Origin of the sequence: Shewanella abyssi, from assembly GCF_023284025.1 — a bacterium.
Classification (GTDB): Bacteria; Pseudomonadota; Gammaproteobacteria; order Enterobacterales; family Shewanellaceae; genus Shewanella; species Shewanella abyssi.
Genome location: NZ_JAKIKR010000078.1, coordinates 1 through 14963 on the forward strand (window position 1 = coordinate 1; position 14963 = coordinate 14963).

The window sequence follows — 14963 nt, forward strand, 5'->3', positions numbered from 1 at the left end:
GATAATACTCCTAGTAATAAAGACCTAACTGGGTCGGTACTAGTAAGTATTTAGGATGGGAGATAGAGATGGCTTTTATCTTTTCTGCCGCAGAGCGGCTTCGTTCAACAAACAGTTAGAATCAGATAAAATACAACTGGCTTTGCTCCTGCGACGCCAATTTTAACCAAACTATACTTCGCCTATTAATAGGCCAAAATCCGACTAGGAGAAGCTTCTGTGTCCATTAACATTCGATTAGAAAAACCTTGCGATATTGCCACTATTCATCAAGTCACTGCAGCTGCATTTCTTGATGCACCACATACAGATCATACTGAACAATTTGTTGTGGATGCTTTAAGAGATTCCGGAGTGTTATCTGTTTCTATTGTTGCAGAAGACTCATCTAAAATAGTTGGCCACGTTGCCTTGTCGCCAGTGACTATCTCCGATGGTTCAGGTGATTGGTATGGTTTGGGGCCTATCTCTGTTATTCCAACAGAGCAAGGTAAGGGCATCGGCTCTAAATTAATGCATGCGGCTCTTAGAGAGTTAAAAAATATCAACGCTAATGGCTGTGTATTACTTGGCGATCCCAAATTCTATTGTCAATTCGGTTTTGAGCCGATAGATGGCTTAGTGCTTGCTGATGTTCCAGCTGAATATTTTCAAGCAGTGTTACTTCAAGGTGCTCGCCCGGCAGGTATCGTTACGTATCATGAGTCATTTTCAGCTAAGGAATAAGCTAAGTAATCACACTGCGTTCCACCTATCAAATGAACATTATTAACCTAAGCCAATTGTCAAATAAAGAGTTTTAGGGCTAAATCGCCTCCGGCTAGAACTGAGCTACCACGGGTGTCACTCCATTTTTTAGAATTAAATGACACCCTTGGTGAACTCTCACAACAGCCTCCCCAAACTAGCCCGCCGATCTAGTATCTGCGACCCTACTCTGCTTTCCACTCACCATTGTCTTTGGGTCTAACCCAAGGCTGTGAAAACCAGTAATAGCCACCTTGATGCTTGCTGGGTGCGGTGCAGTTATAGCGTGAACGACCCGCGGGAAGATCGAGCTCTGCTCTGATAATAAACTCATTATCGCTAATCCAATTGGGCTTTTTAGCGCCTTGACCTTGGATAAAGCACATCAGCTGTGATGCGTTAATATCGGCCATATCGAGCTTCACTTTTATCTCAGGCCGCCACTGGCCATATTGCAGCTGTGGGTCGCTATTGGTCTGCTCCATGACTGGCATATTAAGGCTATGCAGCTTGACCTTTAAACTATCGAGATTGGCATAGGCGCCCGCGACAGGAAATCTTGGCAGTGCCGTTAAAGCTGAATAAGGCCCTGCTGCACCTGATTGCTGACCCAATGCCACAAAGCCATGCTGGTGCAACATGTCTTCTATCTGTTGATTATATTCGCCATAAGGGTACGCCAACATTTTGTGATTCTGACCCGTCGCCTTGGCAATCTCAGCTTCCGTGCGCAAAATGTTGTTTTCAATGCGCGCTAGCCATTGCTGCTCGCTCTCGCCTTTCTCCATGCGGATAAGATGTTCATGTGCCCAGGTATGATTGGCAATTTCGGCGCCCTCCTCTGACAGGGTTATCAGCTGTTGCCAACTCATCATCTCGCCATACTTTTTCTGGATCGGCTCCACCGAGACAAAAAGCGTGTAGGGAAATTTGTATTGCTTTAAGATGGGATGCGCTGTGTTAGCAATGCTACGGTATCCATCATCGAAAGTGATGGCGATAGTCTTCGCGGGTAAATGCTGCTTGGCCTTTACCGCGGCCACTACCTTGGATAGTGGCACGACATTGAAATTGTTTTCAGCCAGATACTGCATCTGCTCTTTAAATTGTGCAGGCGTAACGCTAGTGATAGCGGGCGTATCATCAGATACGTGGTGATACTGTAAAATCACCGCTGCTTGCACCGAAAAACCTGTCAGCGCAAACAGCGCTAATAACACGTTTTTAACCATAAATATTAGACCTCTAAAATGATTGCCATACTGCTAAACCCACAAAAAAATCGACAGTTACTCGCGCTCGCGCTGCCAATGATCTTGTCAAATATTACCGTTCCACTACTGGGACTAGTCGACACAGCTGTCGTTGGCCACTTAAGTAATGCCTATTATTTAGGCGGCGTGGCAGTTGGGTCAACAATTATAACCTTAATTCTGTGGTTACTTGGTTTTTTACGCATGGCAACCACTGGATTAGTTGCCCAGGCCTATGGTGCCAACGACACTCAGCAACAATATCGACTGCTGATCCAAGCCGGTAGCTTAGCGCTGCTATTTGGTTTGGCGGCGGTCTTACTGCAACAACCTATCGTCGATTTAGCCATGGCACTGTCAGATACCAGCGCCGAAGTAGAAAAATATTGCCGGGAATACTTTCAGGTACGGATCTGGTCTACGCCCTTCGCATTAATGAACTTAGTCATGCTCGGTTGGCTGCTCGGTAGACAACAGCCTAAAGCGGCTATGTGGCAATTGATTGTCGCTAATTTAGTCAATATCATTTTGGATCTACTGTTTGTAATAGGGCTCGATTGGGGCGTAAGAGGTGCGGCACTAGCCTCTGTCATCGCCGATATGGCGGGCTTTGCTGTTGCACTGACATTAGTGAAACGTCAGCTTAAGCGTTTAGGCGACTTTCACTTTATAACGGTGTGTAAGCAGTTATCATTGCAGAGCTATCATAAGCTGATTAGCCTTAACGCCGATATTTTTATCCGTAGCTTATGCTTGCAGTTATCCTTCGCCTTTATGACCTTCTATGGTGCAAGTCTCGGTGACAATACTGTCGCTGCCAATGCCGTATTACTCAACCTACTGTTACTCATCTCCTACGCACTCGACGGCATCGCCTATTACGCCGAAGCCGAAGTTGGCCGCGCTTATGGTCAGAAAAACAGTCGACTGATGCAAGAGTCGGTGACGTTGGCCTGGGCATGGTCAGCTATCGCAGCGGTTGGTTTTACATTGTTTTTTGCCTTAGCAGGTAGCAATGTCATTAGCGCGCTAACCAGCATTGCAGAGGTGCAACAGGTGGCAAATAGTTATCTCATTTGGGTGGTGTTCTTACCCCTGCTGGCGTTTAGCTCATACCTATTTGATGGCGTTTATATAGGTGCAGCCCAAGGAAAAGTCATGCGCAACAGCATGATTATCGCCACATTTGCGGTGTTTTTTCCCACCTGGTATCTACTGCAATCCCTAGGTAATCATGCATTATGGGCGGCCATGAGCACCTTTATGTTGGCACGAAGTGTCACCATGTCGGCTCATTACTGGCTGAAACTGAGGAAAGTATTGGATTGATACAAACTCAACGCCGTCGCTATCAATAACGTTATCAGCATTTACGCCCACAAAAAACGCGACCTATAGTCGCGTTTTTTAGTTAACAGTATTGCTTACTGGTAAGAGTGATCACCATGTTGGTGTTCAGTAACATCTTTAACGCCTGATAGTTCACCTGGGAACATATCAAGTAGTTGCTTTTCGATTCCATCTTTTAGTGTCACATCGACCATAGAGCAACCGTTACAACCACCGCCGAACTGCAGTACAGCTATACCATCTTCAGTAATTTCAACCAGTGAAATATTACCGCCGTGGCTTGCTAGCTGCGGGTTAATTTCTGACTGGATCACGTATTCGATACGCTCAACTAGTGGTGCATCACCTGACACTTTACGCATTTTTGCGTTGGGTGCTTTAAGCGTAAGTTGTGAACCCAATTGATCGGTCACAAAGTCAATGGTTGCCTCTTCTAGGAATGGCGCACTCTTTTCGTCAACCATGGCATTAAAGCCAGTAAACTCAAACTCGGTATCGTCAGCTTCAACAGCATCTGGTGGACAGTAAGAAACACCACACTCAGCCTGCGCAGTGCCAGGGCTGATAACAAATACTCGAATGTGAGTTCCTTCAGGCTGATCTGATAGCAATGTAACAAAATGCGCCTGAGCTGTTTCGGAAATGGTAATCATGAACACATAGCTCCGTCAGGAATATACCTGAGTGTTTTAGTAAGAATTAACCCTATAATACTCTTACTCTGCTGCGCTTTGTAGCCCCCAATGCTCACACAATGGCAATTAACGCTGATTCGATCACATTTTTTTATCTCCAATGGCGGTAGTTTTGTCACTGCCGAGCTGGTAATTTAAGCGTAATATTATAAACATAATGATTATTTCGATGCTGAAAACCGTTTTCACTTTTTTATGCGCCTTTATGATGTTGTTCTCTCTTTCGGCAGAGGCAAAAAAGGTTCGTTTGACCGATAACCCACTTTATGGGATCACCACCACCTCACCAGAGGCATTTTTAGGCTATCCGCTGGGGGAGCATTTGCTGCGCCATGATCAGGTCAACTATTACCTGAAAGAGATAGCCAAGCAGAACCCACGAGTGTCACTGGAGAACACCGGCCAGAGTCATGAAGGTCGCCAGCAACTCACGGCTGTTATTACCTCGGCTAAAAATCAGCAACAACTAGATGACATTTTACAAATGCGCCAGCAAGTAAAGTATCTCGGCAAGCAAACGGGCCCAATTGTTATTTGGCTGGCTTATTCGATACATGGCGATGAAGCCAGTGGTGCCCATGCAGCCTTAAAACTGAGTCATATGCTCGCCAGCAGCGAAGAGAAGTGGGTCACTAACCTACTCGAAAATGCCGTAGTACTGATCACCCCAAGCCAAAACCCAGACGGCATGGATCGGTTTTCGACTTGGGCCAATGGCTATGCCGGTAAAGTGGTGGTCAGCGACTCAAACCACAAAGAGCACAAGCAGGGCTGGCCAAGCGGCAGAAGCAACCATTATCTAGCCGACCTTAATAGAGATTGGCTATTCTTACGTCACCCCGAATCTCAAGGAAGAGTTGCGCTATTTCATCGCTGGCAACCCCATTACGTGGGCGACTTTCATGAGATGGGTCACAACCAAACCTATTTCTTCCAACCGGGCGTCCCTGAAAGGACTCACCCGCTGACACCGGTCGCCAATCAAAAGTTGACTATCAAGCTTGCCGCCTATCATCAGGCGGCATTAGACGATAAGAAACAGAGCTATTTCAGCCGCCAACTGTTTGATGACTTCTTTTATGGCAAAGGCTCCACTTATCCTGACATTAACGGTGCTATCGGTGTGCTGTTTGAACAAGCCAGTACTCGCGGCCAACAGCAAGACTCAGTCAACGGTATCGTTCGCTTTCAAGAGGCGATTGAAAACCAATACGCTACCTCTATATCGAGCTTAAAAGGCGCACTGGCGCTTAAAACTGAGCTGCAGGAGTATCAAGCAGAGTTCTTTAGCGGCAAGCATCAAAAACCTCGAAAAAAGAAACCAAGACAGGCGGGGCGATTAATTACTGCAGCCAATGACAGTCAGCGGATACAGCAACTCACGCAGCTGTTATCACAACACAAAATTGAATATTACTATTTAACCAATAAACTCACTCAAGGCGGTCAATCCTTTGCGGTTGAAAGCAGTATATTTATTCCAGACAATCAAGCACAAGCAGCCTTGTTAAACGCCCTGTTCGACAACAGAACCGAGTTTAATGACCCCACTTTTTATGATGTCTCGACCTGGAACTTACAACATGCATTCGACTTGTCAGTACGGCAGAACGTTAAGTTAGAGCTCAGTGTATTAAGCAAAACAGCACCAAAATTTACCCCATCGACATGGACACCCAAAGCGGTGGCACTGCTTATCGACTGGCGTCAAAGTCAGTCTGCACCGTTACTGCAGCAGTTGTTAAGCCAAGATATCCAAGTAAAATTTGCCGCCAAGCCTTTTACGCTAGCAGTTAATTCAAGCAAGCTCGACTTTCCTGCTGGCACCCTACAAGTCCCTCTGAAACAAGATGGCCACTCCGCCAGTGAACTCAGTAAACTCGTTGCTAAGCTAGCCCAAGAGTTCCGCGTGAAAATCACCCCGGCTTATAGCAGTGGTGCAATCAGTGGCATTGATTTGGGCAGTCCAGACTTTAAAGTCATCCGCCCTATTAAGCCGCTAGTCATCAGTGGCAAAGGCACCTCAATCCCTGAGGTGGGTCAAATTTGGTATTACTTAGACTCTCAGCTCCAAGTGCCAACCACTTTAGTCGACACCAGTAATCTAAACGCGATAAAGCTCAGCGAATACACGCATATTATTTTTGCCGGCGGGAGCTACAGCAGCTTAGATGAAAAGTTTGGCCGCAAGCTTGGGCCCTTTACCGCTGATGGCGGGGTTGTCATCGCACAAAAGGGCGCATTAACCTGGCTGACTAAAGCCAACTTTCTAAAAACCAGCCTGCGAGGAGAGCGCTTTTACAAGCAACTCTTCAATGGCAATGGCTTGGCTTTTGAGCAAAAGTCCTCTTTTAAAGCAAGACAAGAGATCGGTGGCGCAATCGTTGAGTTGAAACTTGATAAAAGCCACCCGATTAACTTTGGTATCAATGGCGAACGTTTAGCGGTAATGAAGAATAAGCCGATCGGTTTTGCGCACACGGCCAACGACTTTAGTGTTGCGGCAAGCTATGCATCACAGCCACTCTTAAGCGGCTATATGGCGCAAGAGTATCAAAGTAGTTTTGCCAACGGCCCAGCGATTATTGTCGAATCAAGATCGAAAGGCGCCGTGGTCGCAATGACCGACAACCTGCTATTTAGAAATATCTGGTTAGGATCTGAAAAGCTCTATGCCAATGCACTCTACTTTATTCCCGTTCTTCACTAGATATTAGCGCTTAGTTTGCTAAATGATCACTAAACATTAGTTAAGCCCTGGTGCCTCAGCCCTTGCTAGGCACCAGACTTGAGTTTCGATATGCTGCTTGTTAAATAGTCGCGCAATTTCGCTGACCGTTGTTCCGGTGGTCACGACGTCATCGACAATGGCGATACGCTGCTGATTAACCTCTGCCACCAATGTAAAAGCATCTAATAAATTTTTACGGCGCATTGTTCCCGATAATCCCGCTTGGGACGAGGTATTTATTTGCCGAATAAGCACATCGTCAAGCAAGGGTAGCTCAAGTTTTTGTGCCAATGATTGTGCAATCAGCCATGCCTGATTAAAACCGCGCTGCCGTAATCGCTTGGGATGTAATGGCACTGCGATAATAGCCTGTGGCATTTGCACAAAGCCTAACTCAATCAAAAAATGCAAGCGGCAGATCATCGCATCGACCATCACCTCAATAACAGAGAACTGCGCTTGATACTTTATCTGACCGACCCAGTGCCCTAGTCCATCATGATAACTGCAAGGCGCTACCACCTTTAGCTTGTTGTACCGCTGACACTCACCACAGTAGCTAACCTGTAGCTGCATCTCTCTACCACAACCTAAACAAATGGGGGCTTGGTAAAGGCATGCGTTGAGGCAAACTGGGCAAATACCGCTCTGCTTGGACGTTATCTGTTGATGGCACATTAAGCACCGATTGGGTAATATAACTGCCAGCTGTCGCAGCCAAGATGGTTGAGTAATAATGAAACTCCTTTTTCATAGGCCATTTGCTAATACGGCCGCACTAATACCGAGTCATTACCGAATCAATACAGGACCAATACGTGGATCAAACTAAGTTACATGTCAGTTCGATAGGCCAAGGTCCCGATGTAGTCATGCTCCATGGCTGGGGCGTTAATAGCGCGGTATTTACCGCTTTGCCCGACTTGTTACCTCAGTATAGATTTCACTTTGTTGATCTGCCCGGCTTTGGCGAAAGTGATGTCATTGCTGGTGATATTAATGATTGGGTAGCCAGCATCATCGCCAGTGTGCCTAAGTCTGCAATCTGGCTAGGTTGGTCACTCGGCGGGTTAGTGGCCACCTTAGCAGCACTTAACTATCCACAACATGTGAGCGCGCTGTGTACTATCGCCTCCTCACCCTGTTTTATGGCCCGTGAAGAGCAGTCTTGGCCCGGGATCCCGCCTAATGTGCTGGCACAATTCGGCAGCCAGTTAACGCAAGATCTAGAAAAAACCATCGAACGATTTCTTGCCATACAAGCCATGGGTAGCCAAACAGCCAAGGGCGATATCAAGCAACTGCGCGAGTGGGTACTGGCTAAACCTCAGCCGCAATTCAGCGCTCTGGAGCAGGGGCTAGCGATGCTCACTAACGTCGATTTAAGAACAGAGTTAACCCGAATAGAGCAACCTTGGTTACGAATATGGGGCAAGCTCGACGGACTCGTGCCGCGTAGAGTCATAAAGCTGATGCCAGATTTAAGTAATAGTGAAGATGTCATACTGCCAAAAGCGTCTCATGCACCTTTCATCAGCCACACTGATGACTTTGTTATCGCGCTAAATAGTTGGCTTGAAAAATATTAATTTTCTACAACAGTAACAGTTAAATTGCTTTATTTTTGAAGGGTTATTGGTTAACATTTAACCATAGCTTAAAGCGGAACTGTCTATGATCGTTGCCACCAATTATCCCAACGTGCCGATCTCTACGTCTAACGTAGCGACAGACTCTGCACGCACGGATAATCAACAGCGCCCGCCCGTTTTACCTCCGCCGCAAGCAAGCAAGGGCCATGAAGAGCGAGCCTTTAATCCGCAACACGAACGCACTGCAGAGCAAGCTCAAACACAAGCAAAATTACGGGATTCAGTACAAGGTAAGCAGCAAGGGAACTCGCAACAACAGGAGCAATCTCAGCAAGAGCAACAAAAACGTCCAGCAGCATTAGATTTAAAACAGCTGCTTAGTTTTCGTTCATCGTTAAAACGCAGTGATATTAAACTGCCAAACCAGCCCGTCGAAAAACAAGTGTCCACTGACAATAAGCGAATGCCAAATGAAACATTACAGTTCTACCGTGCGTTTGGCGCCCATATCGAAGCCTTTTATCAAACTAGGACTCAGCCAAAGACTGAGCCCGACATGCTTACAACAGTGTAGAAAACCGACACGAGTCGGTTTACTTTTTACTATCGCCATACAAGCTTTTTTGATAAGCCATACTGCCCCACAATGCCCAACCTAATGCCGTTTCTTTCATTTCATCAGACTGCGGACTCGCCGTGAGCTTCTCTGCGATTGGATCATAGGTAAACCCTGATGCAGGGTGTTCTGGCTGCAGGATCACCACGTCGTCACCGCGTAGATAAGCCATATTTTTGTCGTACTGCATTAACGCACGACCGGGCCAGTCTTCGGGTGTTTTTGTTAAATCACGACCCAACATAGGATACGCATCACTCACGCCAATCAATGACAATAGCGTCGGGCCTAGATCAATCTGACTGGTGACTCGCTTATCAATTTTCGGTTCGATACCCTCACCTAAAATAAGCCCAGGAATACGGAAGCGAGAGATAGGCACCAACTCAGCACCGCCGACTCGGCTGTCATGATCGGCAACCACAACAAACACGGTGTCTTTCCAGTAATCGGACTGCTTAGCACGTTTGAAAAACTCGCCTACGGCATAGTCAGCATATTTTGCCGCATTATTACGGGTCTGCTTTGGCTGCTCATATAACTCTATACGATCATCAGGAAACTCAAATGGGTCATGATTACTCGAGCTAAACACTAAGCTAAAGAACGGTTGGCCCTCTTTATGTAAGCGTTCAAACTCATCATTAGCACGATACATCAGGTCCTCATCCGACACGCCCCAAGAGCCGACGAAATTAGGATCTATATAGTCAGATTCGTCAATAATATCGGTAAAACCGTTGCCTAAGAAAAAGCTGCGCATGTTGTCGAAATGGCTTTCGCCCCCATAAATAAACTGGTTGCGGTAACCATGCTGCTTTAGCAATGATGCCAGTGAAAAGAAGCCATTTTGACTGAGGCCCAACTTAACTACCGAGCGCGCAGGCGTCGGCGTGAAACCGGTCACAACGGCCTCGATACCACGCACCGAACGAGTTCCGGTAGCGTACATGCGCTCAAAAGCCCATGCTTGTTTCGATAACTCATCAATGTTTGGCGTTAACGGCAAGCCACCCAAACTCCCCACAAATTGGGCCCCAAGGCTCTCTTGTAGAATAATAACGAGGTTTTTAGGCTTACCTTGATAACTGGCAGTATTATAAGAGACACTCGGAAAATCATTGGACTGAAAATCGGCTAATGGCCGGCCACTTTCACGGCGAATAATGCTAATAATGTCCTCTTCCGCTAACTTGCCATATATCTTGGCAGCATCCGCTTCACTGCCCATCTGTTTAATGGCGAACACTAAAGAGTAGGCAGAGTTTGTCACTAGAGAGTTAACTAATGGATCACTTGAAAAAGCCACTAACGATGGGTTGAGTGGTCTATGGCCTAAGCTTGAACGTGCGCCTAAGATGGTGATCGCGATGACTAAAATGCCAAGAACAGGACGCCAATACCAGCGAGGATAACTTTGGTTTTGGGTGAGTATTCCGCTGAGTTTCCAGCCACCAAAGAACACAGCAGTGCTGATCAATGCTGACAAAATAAGTTCGACCTTTCTTCCCGCCCAAAGCATTGAAAATACTTCTTTTGGATAGATAAGATACTCAACATACAAACGGTTAGGTCTGATGCCGTACTCTGCAATAAAGGAGGGAGTCGATATTTCAAGGACGACGACGGTCAATAAACCTAAGGTCAGCCAGACCCGCAATATTTGCGTCCAAATGCGACCAATGGCATGGTCACCGGAAAAGATAGCGGTACCGAGCGCAGCGGCGCCCCACAGCCAACATAGCGTGGCAAAGTCAACACGCAAGCCTTGGATTAATAACTGAGACCAACCAGAAACAACATCTACGCGGTCAAACTGCCAAATAGCCAGACCCAGCCTGCTGAGCATGATCACCAGCAGTGAGATGGCCGCAAATATAACAATCGACCGAAAAGGTCCTAACGCATGTGAACGAGTCAAAATTGATAATCCTAATTATTTTGCTTGCCGCTTTCTATGAAGCGCTTTAAAAGTATAGTTAAGACCTCCTTGTCAGTCATAAGTTTCATACAGAGCCATTGTGCTTCAAAGTGCATGTTTCACAGCAACCTGAGGTAGAACGAGTATATGAAACGGCGTACAACATATCCTTTACCAGATTAAATTCAAGCTATTTAATCTTTATTATTGTGCAATATTTTGTTTACCTAGCTTGGCGCACATTTTAACAAGCCTAGATTTTAGTGTCACAAGCTTAAAAACACATTAACCACCCTAAAGTAGTGGCTATCAGAATCAGACAGAAAAAAGCCCCGCCAGAATCGCATTCTGGCGGGGCTTAATTATCAATTTACTGTCGCGCTACTTTTTCATCTTAGCAAAGGCATCAGCAAAGGCGTTGCCCATGGCGGCATTGGTGGCCTGCTTTGGCTTAGCGCTTTTATGGGGCTGAGATTGCGACTTGCCACCATTATGTTTAGGGCCATTATTCTTACTGCCATGGTTAGTAGGTCGAGGCGCCGCTTTAGGCGCTTCGCCCGCCTTATCGGTCAGTCGCATGCTAAGGCCAATACGACGCCTGTCGGCATCGACTTCCATCACTTTAACTTTAACCACATCGCCCGCTTTAACCACCTTATGGGGATCATCAATAAACTTTTCGGTCATCGATGAGATATGCACTAAACCATCTTGATGTACGCCAACATCAACAAAGGCGCCAAAGTTGGTCACGTTAGTCACCACGCCTTCCAATATCATGTCCGGCTTAAGATCATTGATCTGTTCAACGCCCTCTTTAAAGGTAGCGGTCTTAAATTCGCCACGCGGATCGCGTCCAGGTTTGTCGAGTTCAGCAAGAATATCGGTCACTGTCGGTAAACCGAAATCCCCCGTAATAAAGTCTTTGGCTTCAATCGTACTGAGCAGCTCAGTATTGCCTATCAGCGTAGCAACCGATTGCTGTTTTGCGCTGGCCATTGATTCAACCAATGCATATGCCTCAGGGTGAACTGAAGATGCATCAAGTGGGTTTTCGGCATTGCTTATACGTAAAAAACCTGCCGCTTGCTCGTAAGCCTTAGGGCCTAAACGCGCTACCTTCAGCAAGGTTTTACGATTGGTGAACTGTCCCTGCTCATCACGGTAAGTGACAATGTTGCGCGCCAAGGTTTTATTGAGGCCCGCCACTTGTGCAAGCAGTGGCGCTGACGCCATATTCACATCGACACCAACACCGTTGACGCAGTCTTCAACAACCGCTTCAAGTGAACTTGAAAGCATACTTTGGCTTACGTCGTGCTGATACTGCCCAACGCCAATGGCCTTTGGCTCGATCTTTACTAGCTCCGCTAATGGGTCTTGTAAACGACGGGCAATGGATACCGCGCCACGAATAGACACGTCAACATCAGGGAACTCTTCCGAAGCTAGCTCAGAGGCTGAATACACAGAGGCGCCCGCTTCACTGACCATGACTTTGGTCAATGTTGGTAGTTCGGCTTTAACCATGGTGATAAGTTCTGCCGCTAGCTTGTCTGTTTCCCGTGAGGCGGTGCCATTGCCGACTGCTATCAGCTCAACCTTATGCATCTTGGCTAAGTTAGCTAAGGTTCTAAGTGATTTATCCCACTGCTTTTGCGGTGCATGGGGGAAAATGGTTGTATGAGCGACCAGCTTGCCGGTGTTGTTTACAATCGCCACTTTAACGCCACTGCGAAGACCAGGGTCTAAGCCTAAGGTGGCTTTGGCGCCCGCTGGGGCTGCCATCAACAGATCGCCTAAGTTACGCGCAAATACATTAATCGCTTCGGTTTCCGCGCTATCACGCATGCGGCCGAAAAACTCAGTTTCCATCTGCAATGCAATTTTGACTCGCCAAGTTGCAGCAACCACGGTTTTTAACCACTGATCGACTGCGGTGTCTTTAATCGCCAGTTTACCGTGGTCATTAATAATCACTTCACAATAGCTGGCTTGCTTGGCTTCTTTGTTTGGATCAGCATTGACGCTTAAGCTCAGCATGCCTTCATTACGGCCACGTAGCATGGCGAGGGCACGATGTGATGGCACTTTTGTTAGCTTTTCTGAGTGCTCAAAATAATCTCTATATTTAGCTCCCTCTTTCTCTTTTCCCTTCGCCATACGGCTTTCAAGCACAGCATTCTGCTCTATGTGGCTACGGATTTTTCGCAGTAACTCAGCGTCTTCGGCAAAGCGTTCCATCAAGATAAAGCGGGCGCCATCTAATACCGATTTCGCGTCAGTAAAACCAGCATCAACATTAAGGTATTCAGCGGCTTTTGCATCACAATCAGCATCTCGGTTTGCCAGTAGAAAATCGGCTAATGGCTCAATCCCAGCTTCAATCGCAATCAAGCCCTTAGTGCGGCGCTTTGGCTTATAAGGTAGGTAAAGATCTTCTAGGCGGGTTTTACTATCAGCAGCATTGATCGCAGCTTTTAACTCAGGCGTTAATTTATTTTGCGCCTCAATACTCGACAAAATAACATTGCGGCGCTCACTTAGATCGCGTAAATAGCCAAGGCGACTGTATAGCGTGCGCAACTGCACATCATCCAGCCCACCAGTAGCTTCCTTACGGTAGCGCGCGATAAACGGCACTGTTGCACCGTCATTCAGTAATTTAATCGTGTCGTTAACTTGCTGAAGACGGACGTTTAGTTCATCAGCAATAAGCTGTGCAATGTTATGCATATATAGAAGTGATGCCAAAAAAGGTAATATTGCGTTCAAGATAACACAGCTAAGAAGCAATTTTAAACTCGCTAATCGCTGTTTTTGCGCTGAAGAATGGAATTTGCTAATTTAATTGATTTTTCGTGGTGTGCCGAAATTATTAAGGTTTATTTAGCCCTGAACATCTAACCCTAATCTCGAGTCGAGAGTTCAAGAGCAAGGTTCAACCATAAGAGCGTGTTAAGCCTCTTCAAACCCTTGATAAGTATTCTGCTCAAGTCCAACCGGACACCTTACCTTATAACTTTTCATCGCTGACCGGTGTTAAATCCCGAAGCCTAGTATGCAACCGCTCATGGTTGTAATACTGGATATATTCTTCAACATCTGCAATTTCAAAACTGACCAATTTGGAGCGAGATGCTTTAGAGCATCTTATACTATGCGAAGACAACGATTGGAGCAGGGCCCAAATGGCAGTATATTAACGACTAATGAAAAAGAGACATTTTTCCCTGTTGCAACGTTAGATGCTATTAAAAATAGCATTGCAGCATTTGTAAGCAAGGGCTAGGAACACTAAGTTGAAAACCAACCTAATCACCCAAGAAGGGTTTGATAAACTCAATAAAGAGCTGAACTACCTTTGGCGAGAGTACAGGCCCGAGATCACCAAAAAGGTAGCGTGGGCTGCTAGCCTTGGAGATCGCTCAGACAATGCTGACTACAAAGAGAATAAGCGTCTACTCAGACAGATAGACTCTAGAGTACGCTTTCTAAGAAAGCGTATTGAGGCGGTCAAAGTTGTTGAATACTCACCACAACAAGACGGAAAAGTGTTCTTTGGTGCCTGGGTTGAAATTGAAAATGACGATGGCGAAAAGAAGATTTTTAAAATTGTTGGGCCAGATGAGATATATGGCAGAAACGACTACATCTCCATCGATGCTCCCATGGCACGCGCTTTACTGAAGAAAGAAGTCGATGATGAGGCGGTTGTTAAGACGCCTAATGGTGAGCAAGTTTGGTATGTAAATAAAATTTCATACCAAGCCCCTAAAGCTGATAATGGTTAGCTGGGCTCATATTTGATAGCAACGTTTCGAGTGTTGTCAAAATTGACAATGCTCGGCACTACCATTGCCGAGCATATGATAATGGGAGGCAAAATAGTATTAGGGCACGCATTAAGCGTATTCATTTCAGATTACACAAACCCTAACTCTGCTATCCATTTAGATGACAAAGAATAATTTTCGTAATCATTCCCCTGTGCATAAAATAGATTACCGTATCCATTATAGGTTACGGCATTGATTTCACAGTAATCTATTTTCGAT

The 14963-nt window shown here is 46.1% G+C and carries 11 protein-coding genes and 1 pseudogene; 6 read left to right on the plus strand and 6 right to left on the minus strand.

Annotation, left to right across the window (positions count from 1 at the left end; translation table 11 throughout):
- Positions 1-219: 219 nt before the first annotated feature.
- Positions 220-726, plus strand: coding sequence for a GNAT family N-acetyltransferase (locus tag L2755_RS20630; RefSeq protein ID WP_248982545.1), 507 nt, complete (start codon positions 220-222; stop codon positions 724-726).
- Positions 727-932: 206 nt separating this feature from the next.
- On the opposite strand, the gene L2755_RS20635 is transcribed toward L2755_RS20630, so the two are convergent.
- Complete coding sequence (locus L2755_RS20635; RefSeq protein ID WP_248982546.1) at positions 933-1979, minus strand: polysaccharide deacetylase family protein; 1047 nt, start codon at positions 1977-1979, stop codon at positions 933-935.
- Between the two features lie 18 nt (positions 1980-1997).
- Here L2755_RS20635 and L2755_RS20640 point away from each other — a divergent pair, with 18 nt between their 5' ends.
- Positions 1998-3329, plus strand: a complete 1332-nt coding sequence (locus L2755_RS20640; RefSeq protein ID WP_248982547.1) for an MATE family efflux transporter — start codon at positions 1998-2000, stop codon at positions 3327-3329.
- Between the two features lie 95 nt (positions 3330-3424).
- On the opposite strand, the gene nfuA is transcribed toward L2755_RS20640, so the two are convergent.
- Entirely contained in the window at positions 3425-4003 is a 579-nt protein-coding gene (gene nfuA, locus L2755_RS20645) for a Fe-S biogenesis protein NfuA (protein ID WP_202287518.1), read from the minus strand.
- Positions 4004-4214: 211 nt separating this feature from the next.
- Between nfuA and L2755_RS20650 the strand changes: the two genes are divergently transcribed.
- The gene (locus L2755_RS20650; RefSeq protein ID WP_248982548.1) at positions 4215-6755 is read left to right on the plus strand and encodes a M14 family zinc carboxypeptidase; all 2541 of its coding nucleotides are present in this window, start codon (positions 4215-4217) and stop codon (positions 6753-6755) included.
- 36 nt (positions 6756-6791) lie between these two features.
- Here L2755_RS20650 and L2755_RS20655 read toward each other — a convergent pair whose 3' ends face one another.
- On the minus strand, positions 6792-7514 hold the full coding sequence (locus L2755_RS20655) for a ComF family protein (protein WP_248982552.1): 723 nt from the start codon (positions 7512-7514) through the stop codon (positions 6792-6794).
- A gap of 80 nt (positions 7515-7594) precedes the next feature.
- Here L2755_RS20655 and bioH point away from each other — a divergent pair, with 80 nt between their 5' ends.
- A complete protein-coding gene (gene bioH, locus L2755_RS20660; RefSeq protein ID WP_346348109.1) occupies positions 7595-8365 on the plus strand; it encodes a pimeloyl-ACP methyl ester esterase BioH in 771 nt (256 codons plus the stop codon).
- Between the two features lie 85 nt (positions 8366-8450).
- Positions 8451-8942, plus strand: coding sequence for a hypothetical protein (locus L2755_RS20665; RefSeq protein ID WP_248982549.1), 492 nt, complete (start codon positions 8451-8453; stop codon positions 8940-8942).
- Positions 8943-8961: 19 nt separating this feature from the next.
- On the opposite strand, the gene L2755_RS20670 is transcribed toward L2755_RS20665, so the two are convergent.
- The 3 genes and pseudogenes from L2755_RS20670 to L2755_RS22415 form a co-directional block, all read right to left on the minus strand.
- Entirely contained in the window at positions 8962-10833 is a 1872-nt protein-coding gene (locus L2755_RS20670; protein WP_248982554.1) for an LTA synthase family protein, read from the minus strand.
- A gap of 453 nt (positions 10834-11286) precedes the next feature.
- Positions 11287-13641 carry a Tex family protein gene (locus L2755_RS20675; protein WP_248982550.1) on the minus strand — a complete coding sequence of 785 codons (2355 nt, stop codon included), beginning with the start codon at positions 13639-13641 and terminating at the stop codon, positions 11287-11289.
- A 280-nt stretch (positions 13642-13921) separates the two neighbouring features.
- Positions 13922-14011 (minus strand): annotated as a pseudogene (locus L2755_RS22415) (IS3 family transposase); the annotation flags it as partial.
- Between the two features lie 196 nt (positions 14012-14207).
- Here L2755_RS22415 and greB point away from each other — a divergent pair.
- Positions 14208-14699 (plus strand): transcription elongation factor GreB, encoded by a 492-nt coding sequence (gene greB / locus L2755_RS20680; protein WP_248982551.1) that lies wholly within the window; start codon positions 14208-14210, stop codon positions 14697-14699.
- The last annotated feature ends 264 nt before the right edge of the window (positions 14700-14963 follow it).

What these genes read in the sequence shown, in the direction of transcription:
- L2755_RS20635 (WP_248982546.1), bottom strand. Translation starts at nt 1,979, where the DNA reads ATGGTTAAAAACGTGTTATTAGCGCTGTTTGCGCTGACAGGTTTTTCG.
- L2755_RS20640 (WP_248982547.1), top strand. Translation starts at nt 1,998, where the DNA reads ATGATTGCCATACTGCTAAACCCACAAAAAAATCGACAGTTACTCGCG.
- nfuA (WP_202287518.1), bottom strand. Translation starts at nt 4,003, where the DNA reads ATGATTACCATTTCCGAAACAGCTCAGGCGCATTTTGTTACATTGCTA.
- L2755_RS20650 (WP_248982548.1), top strand. Translation starts at nt 4,215, where the DNA reads ATGCTGAAAACCGTTTTCACTTTTTTATGCGCCTTTATGATGTTGTTC.
- L2755_RS20665 (WP_248982549.1), top strand. Translation starts at nt 8,451, where the DNA reads ATGATCGTTGCCACCAATTATCCCAACGTGCCGATCTCTACGTCTAAC.
- L2755_RS20670 (WP_248982554.1), bottom strand. Translation starts at nt 10,833, where the DNA reads ATGCTCAGCAGGCTGGGTCTGGCTATTTGGCAGTTTGACCGCGTAGAT.
- L2755_RS20675 (WP_248982550.1), bottom strand. Translation starts at nt 13,641, where the DNA reads ATGCATAACATTGCACAGCTTATTGCTGATGAACTAAACGTCCGTCTT.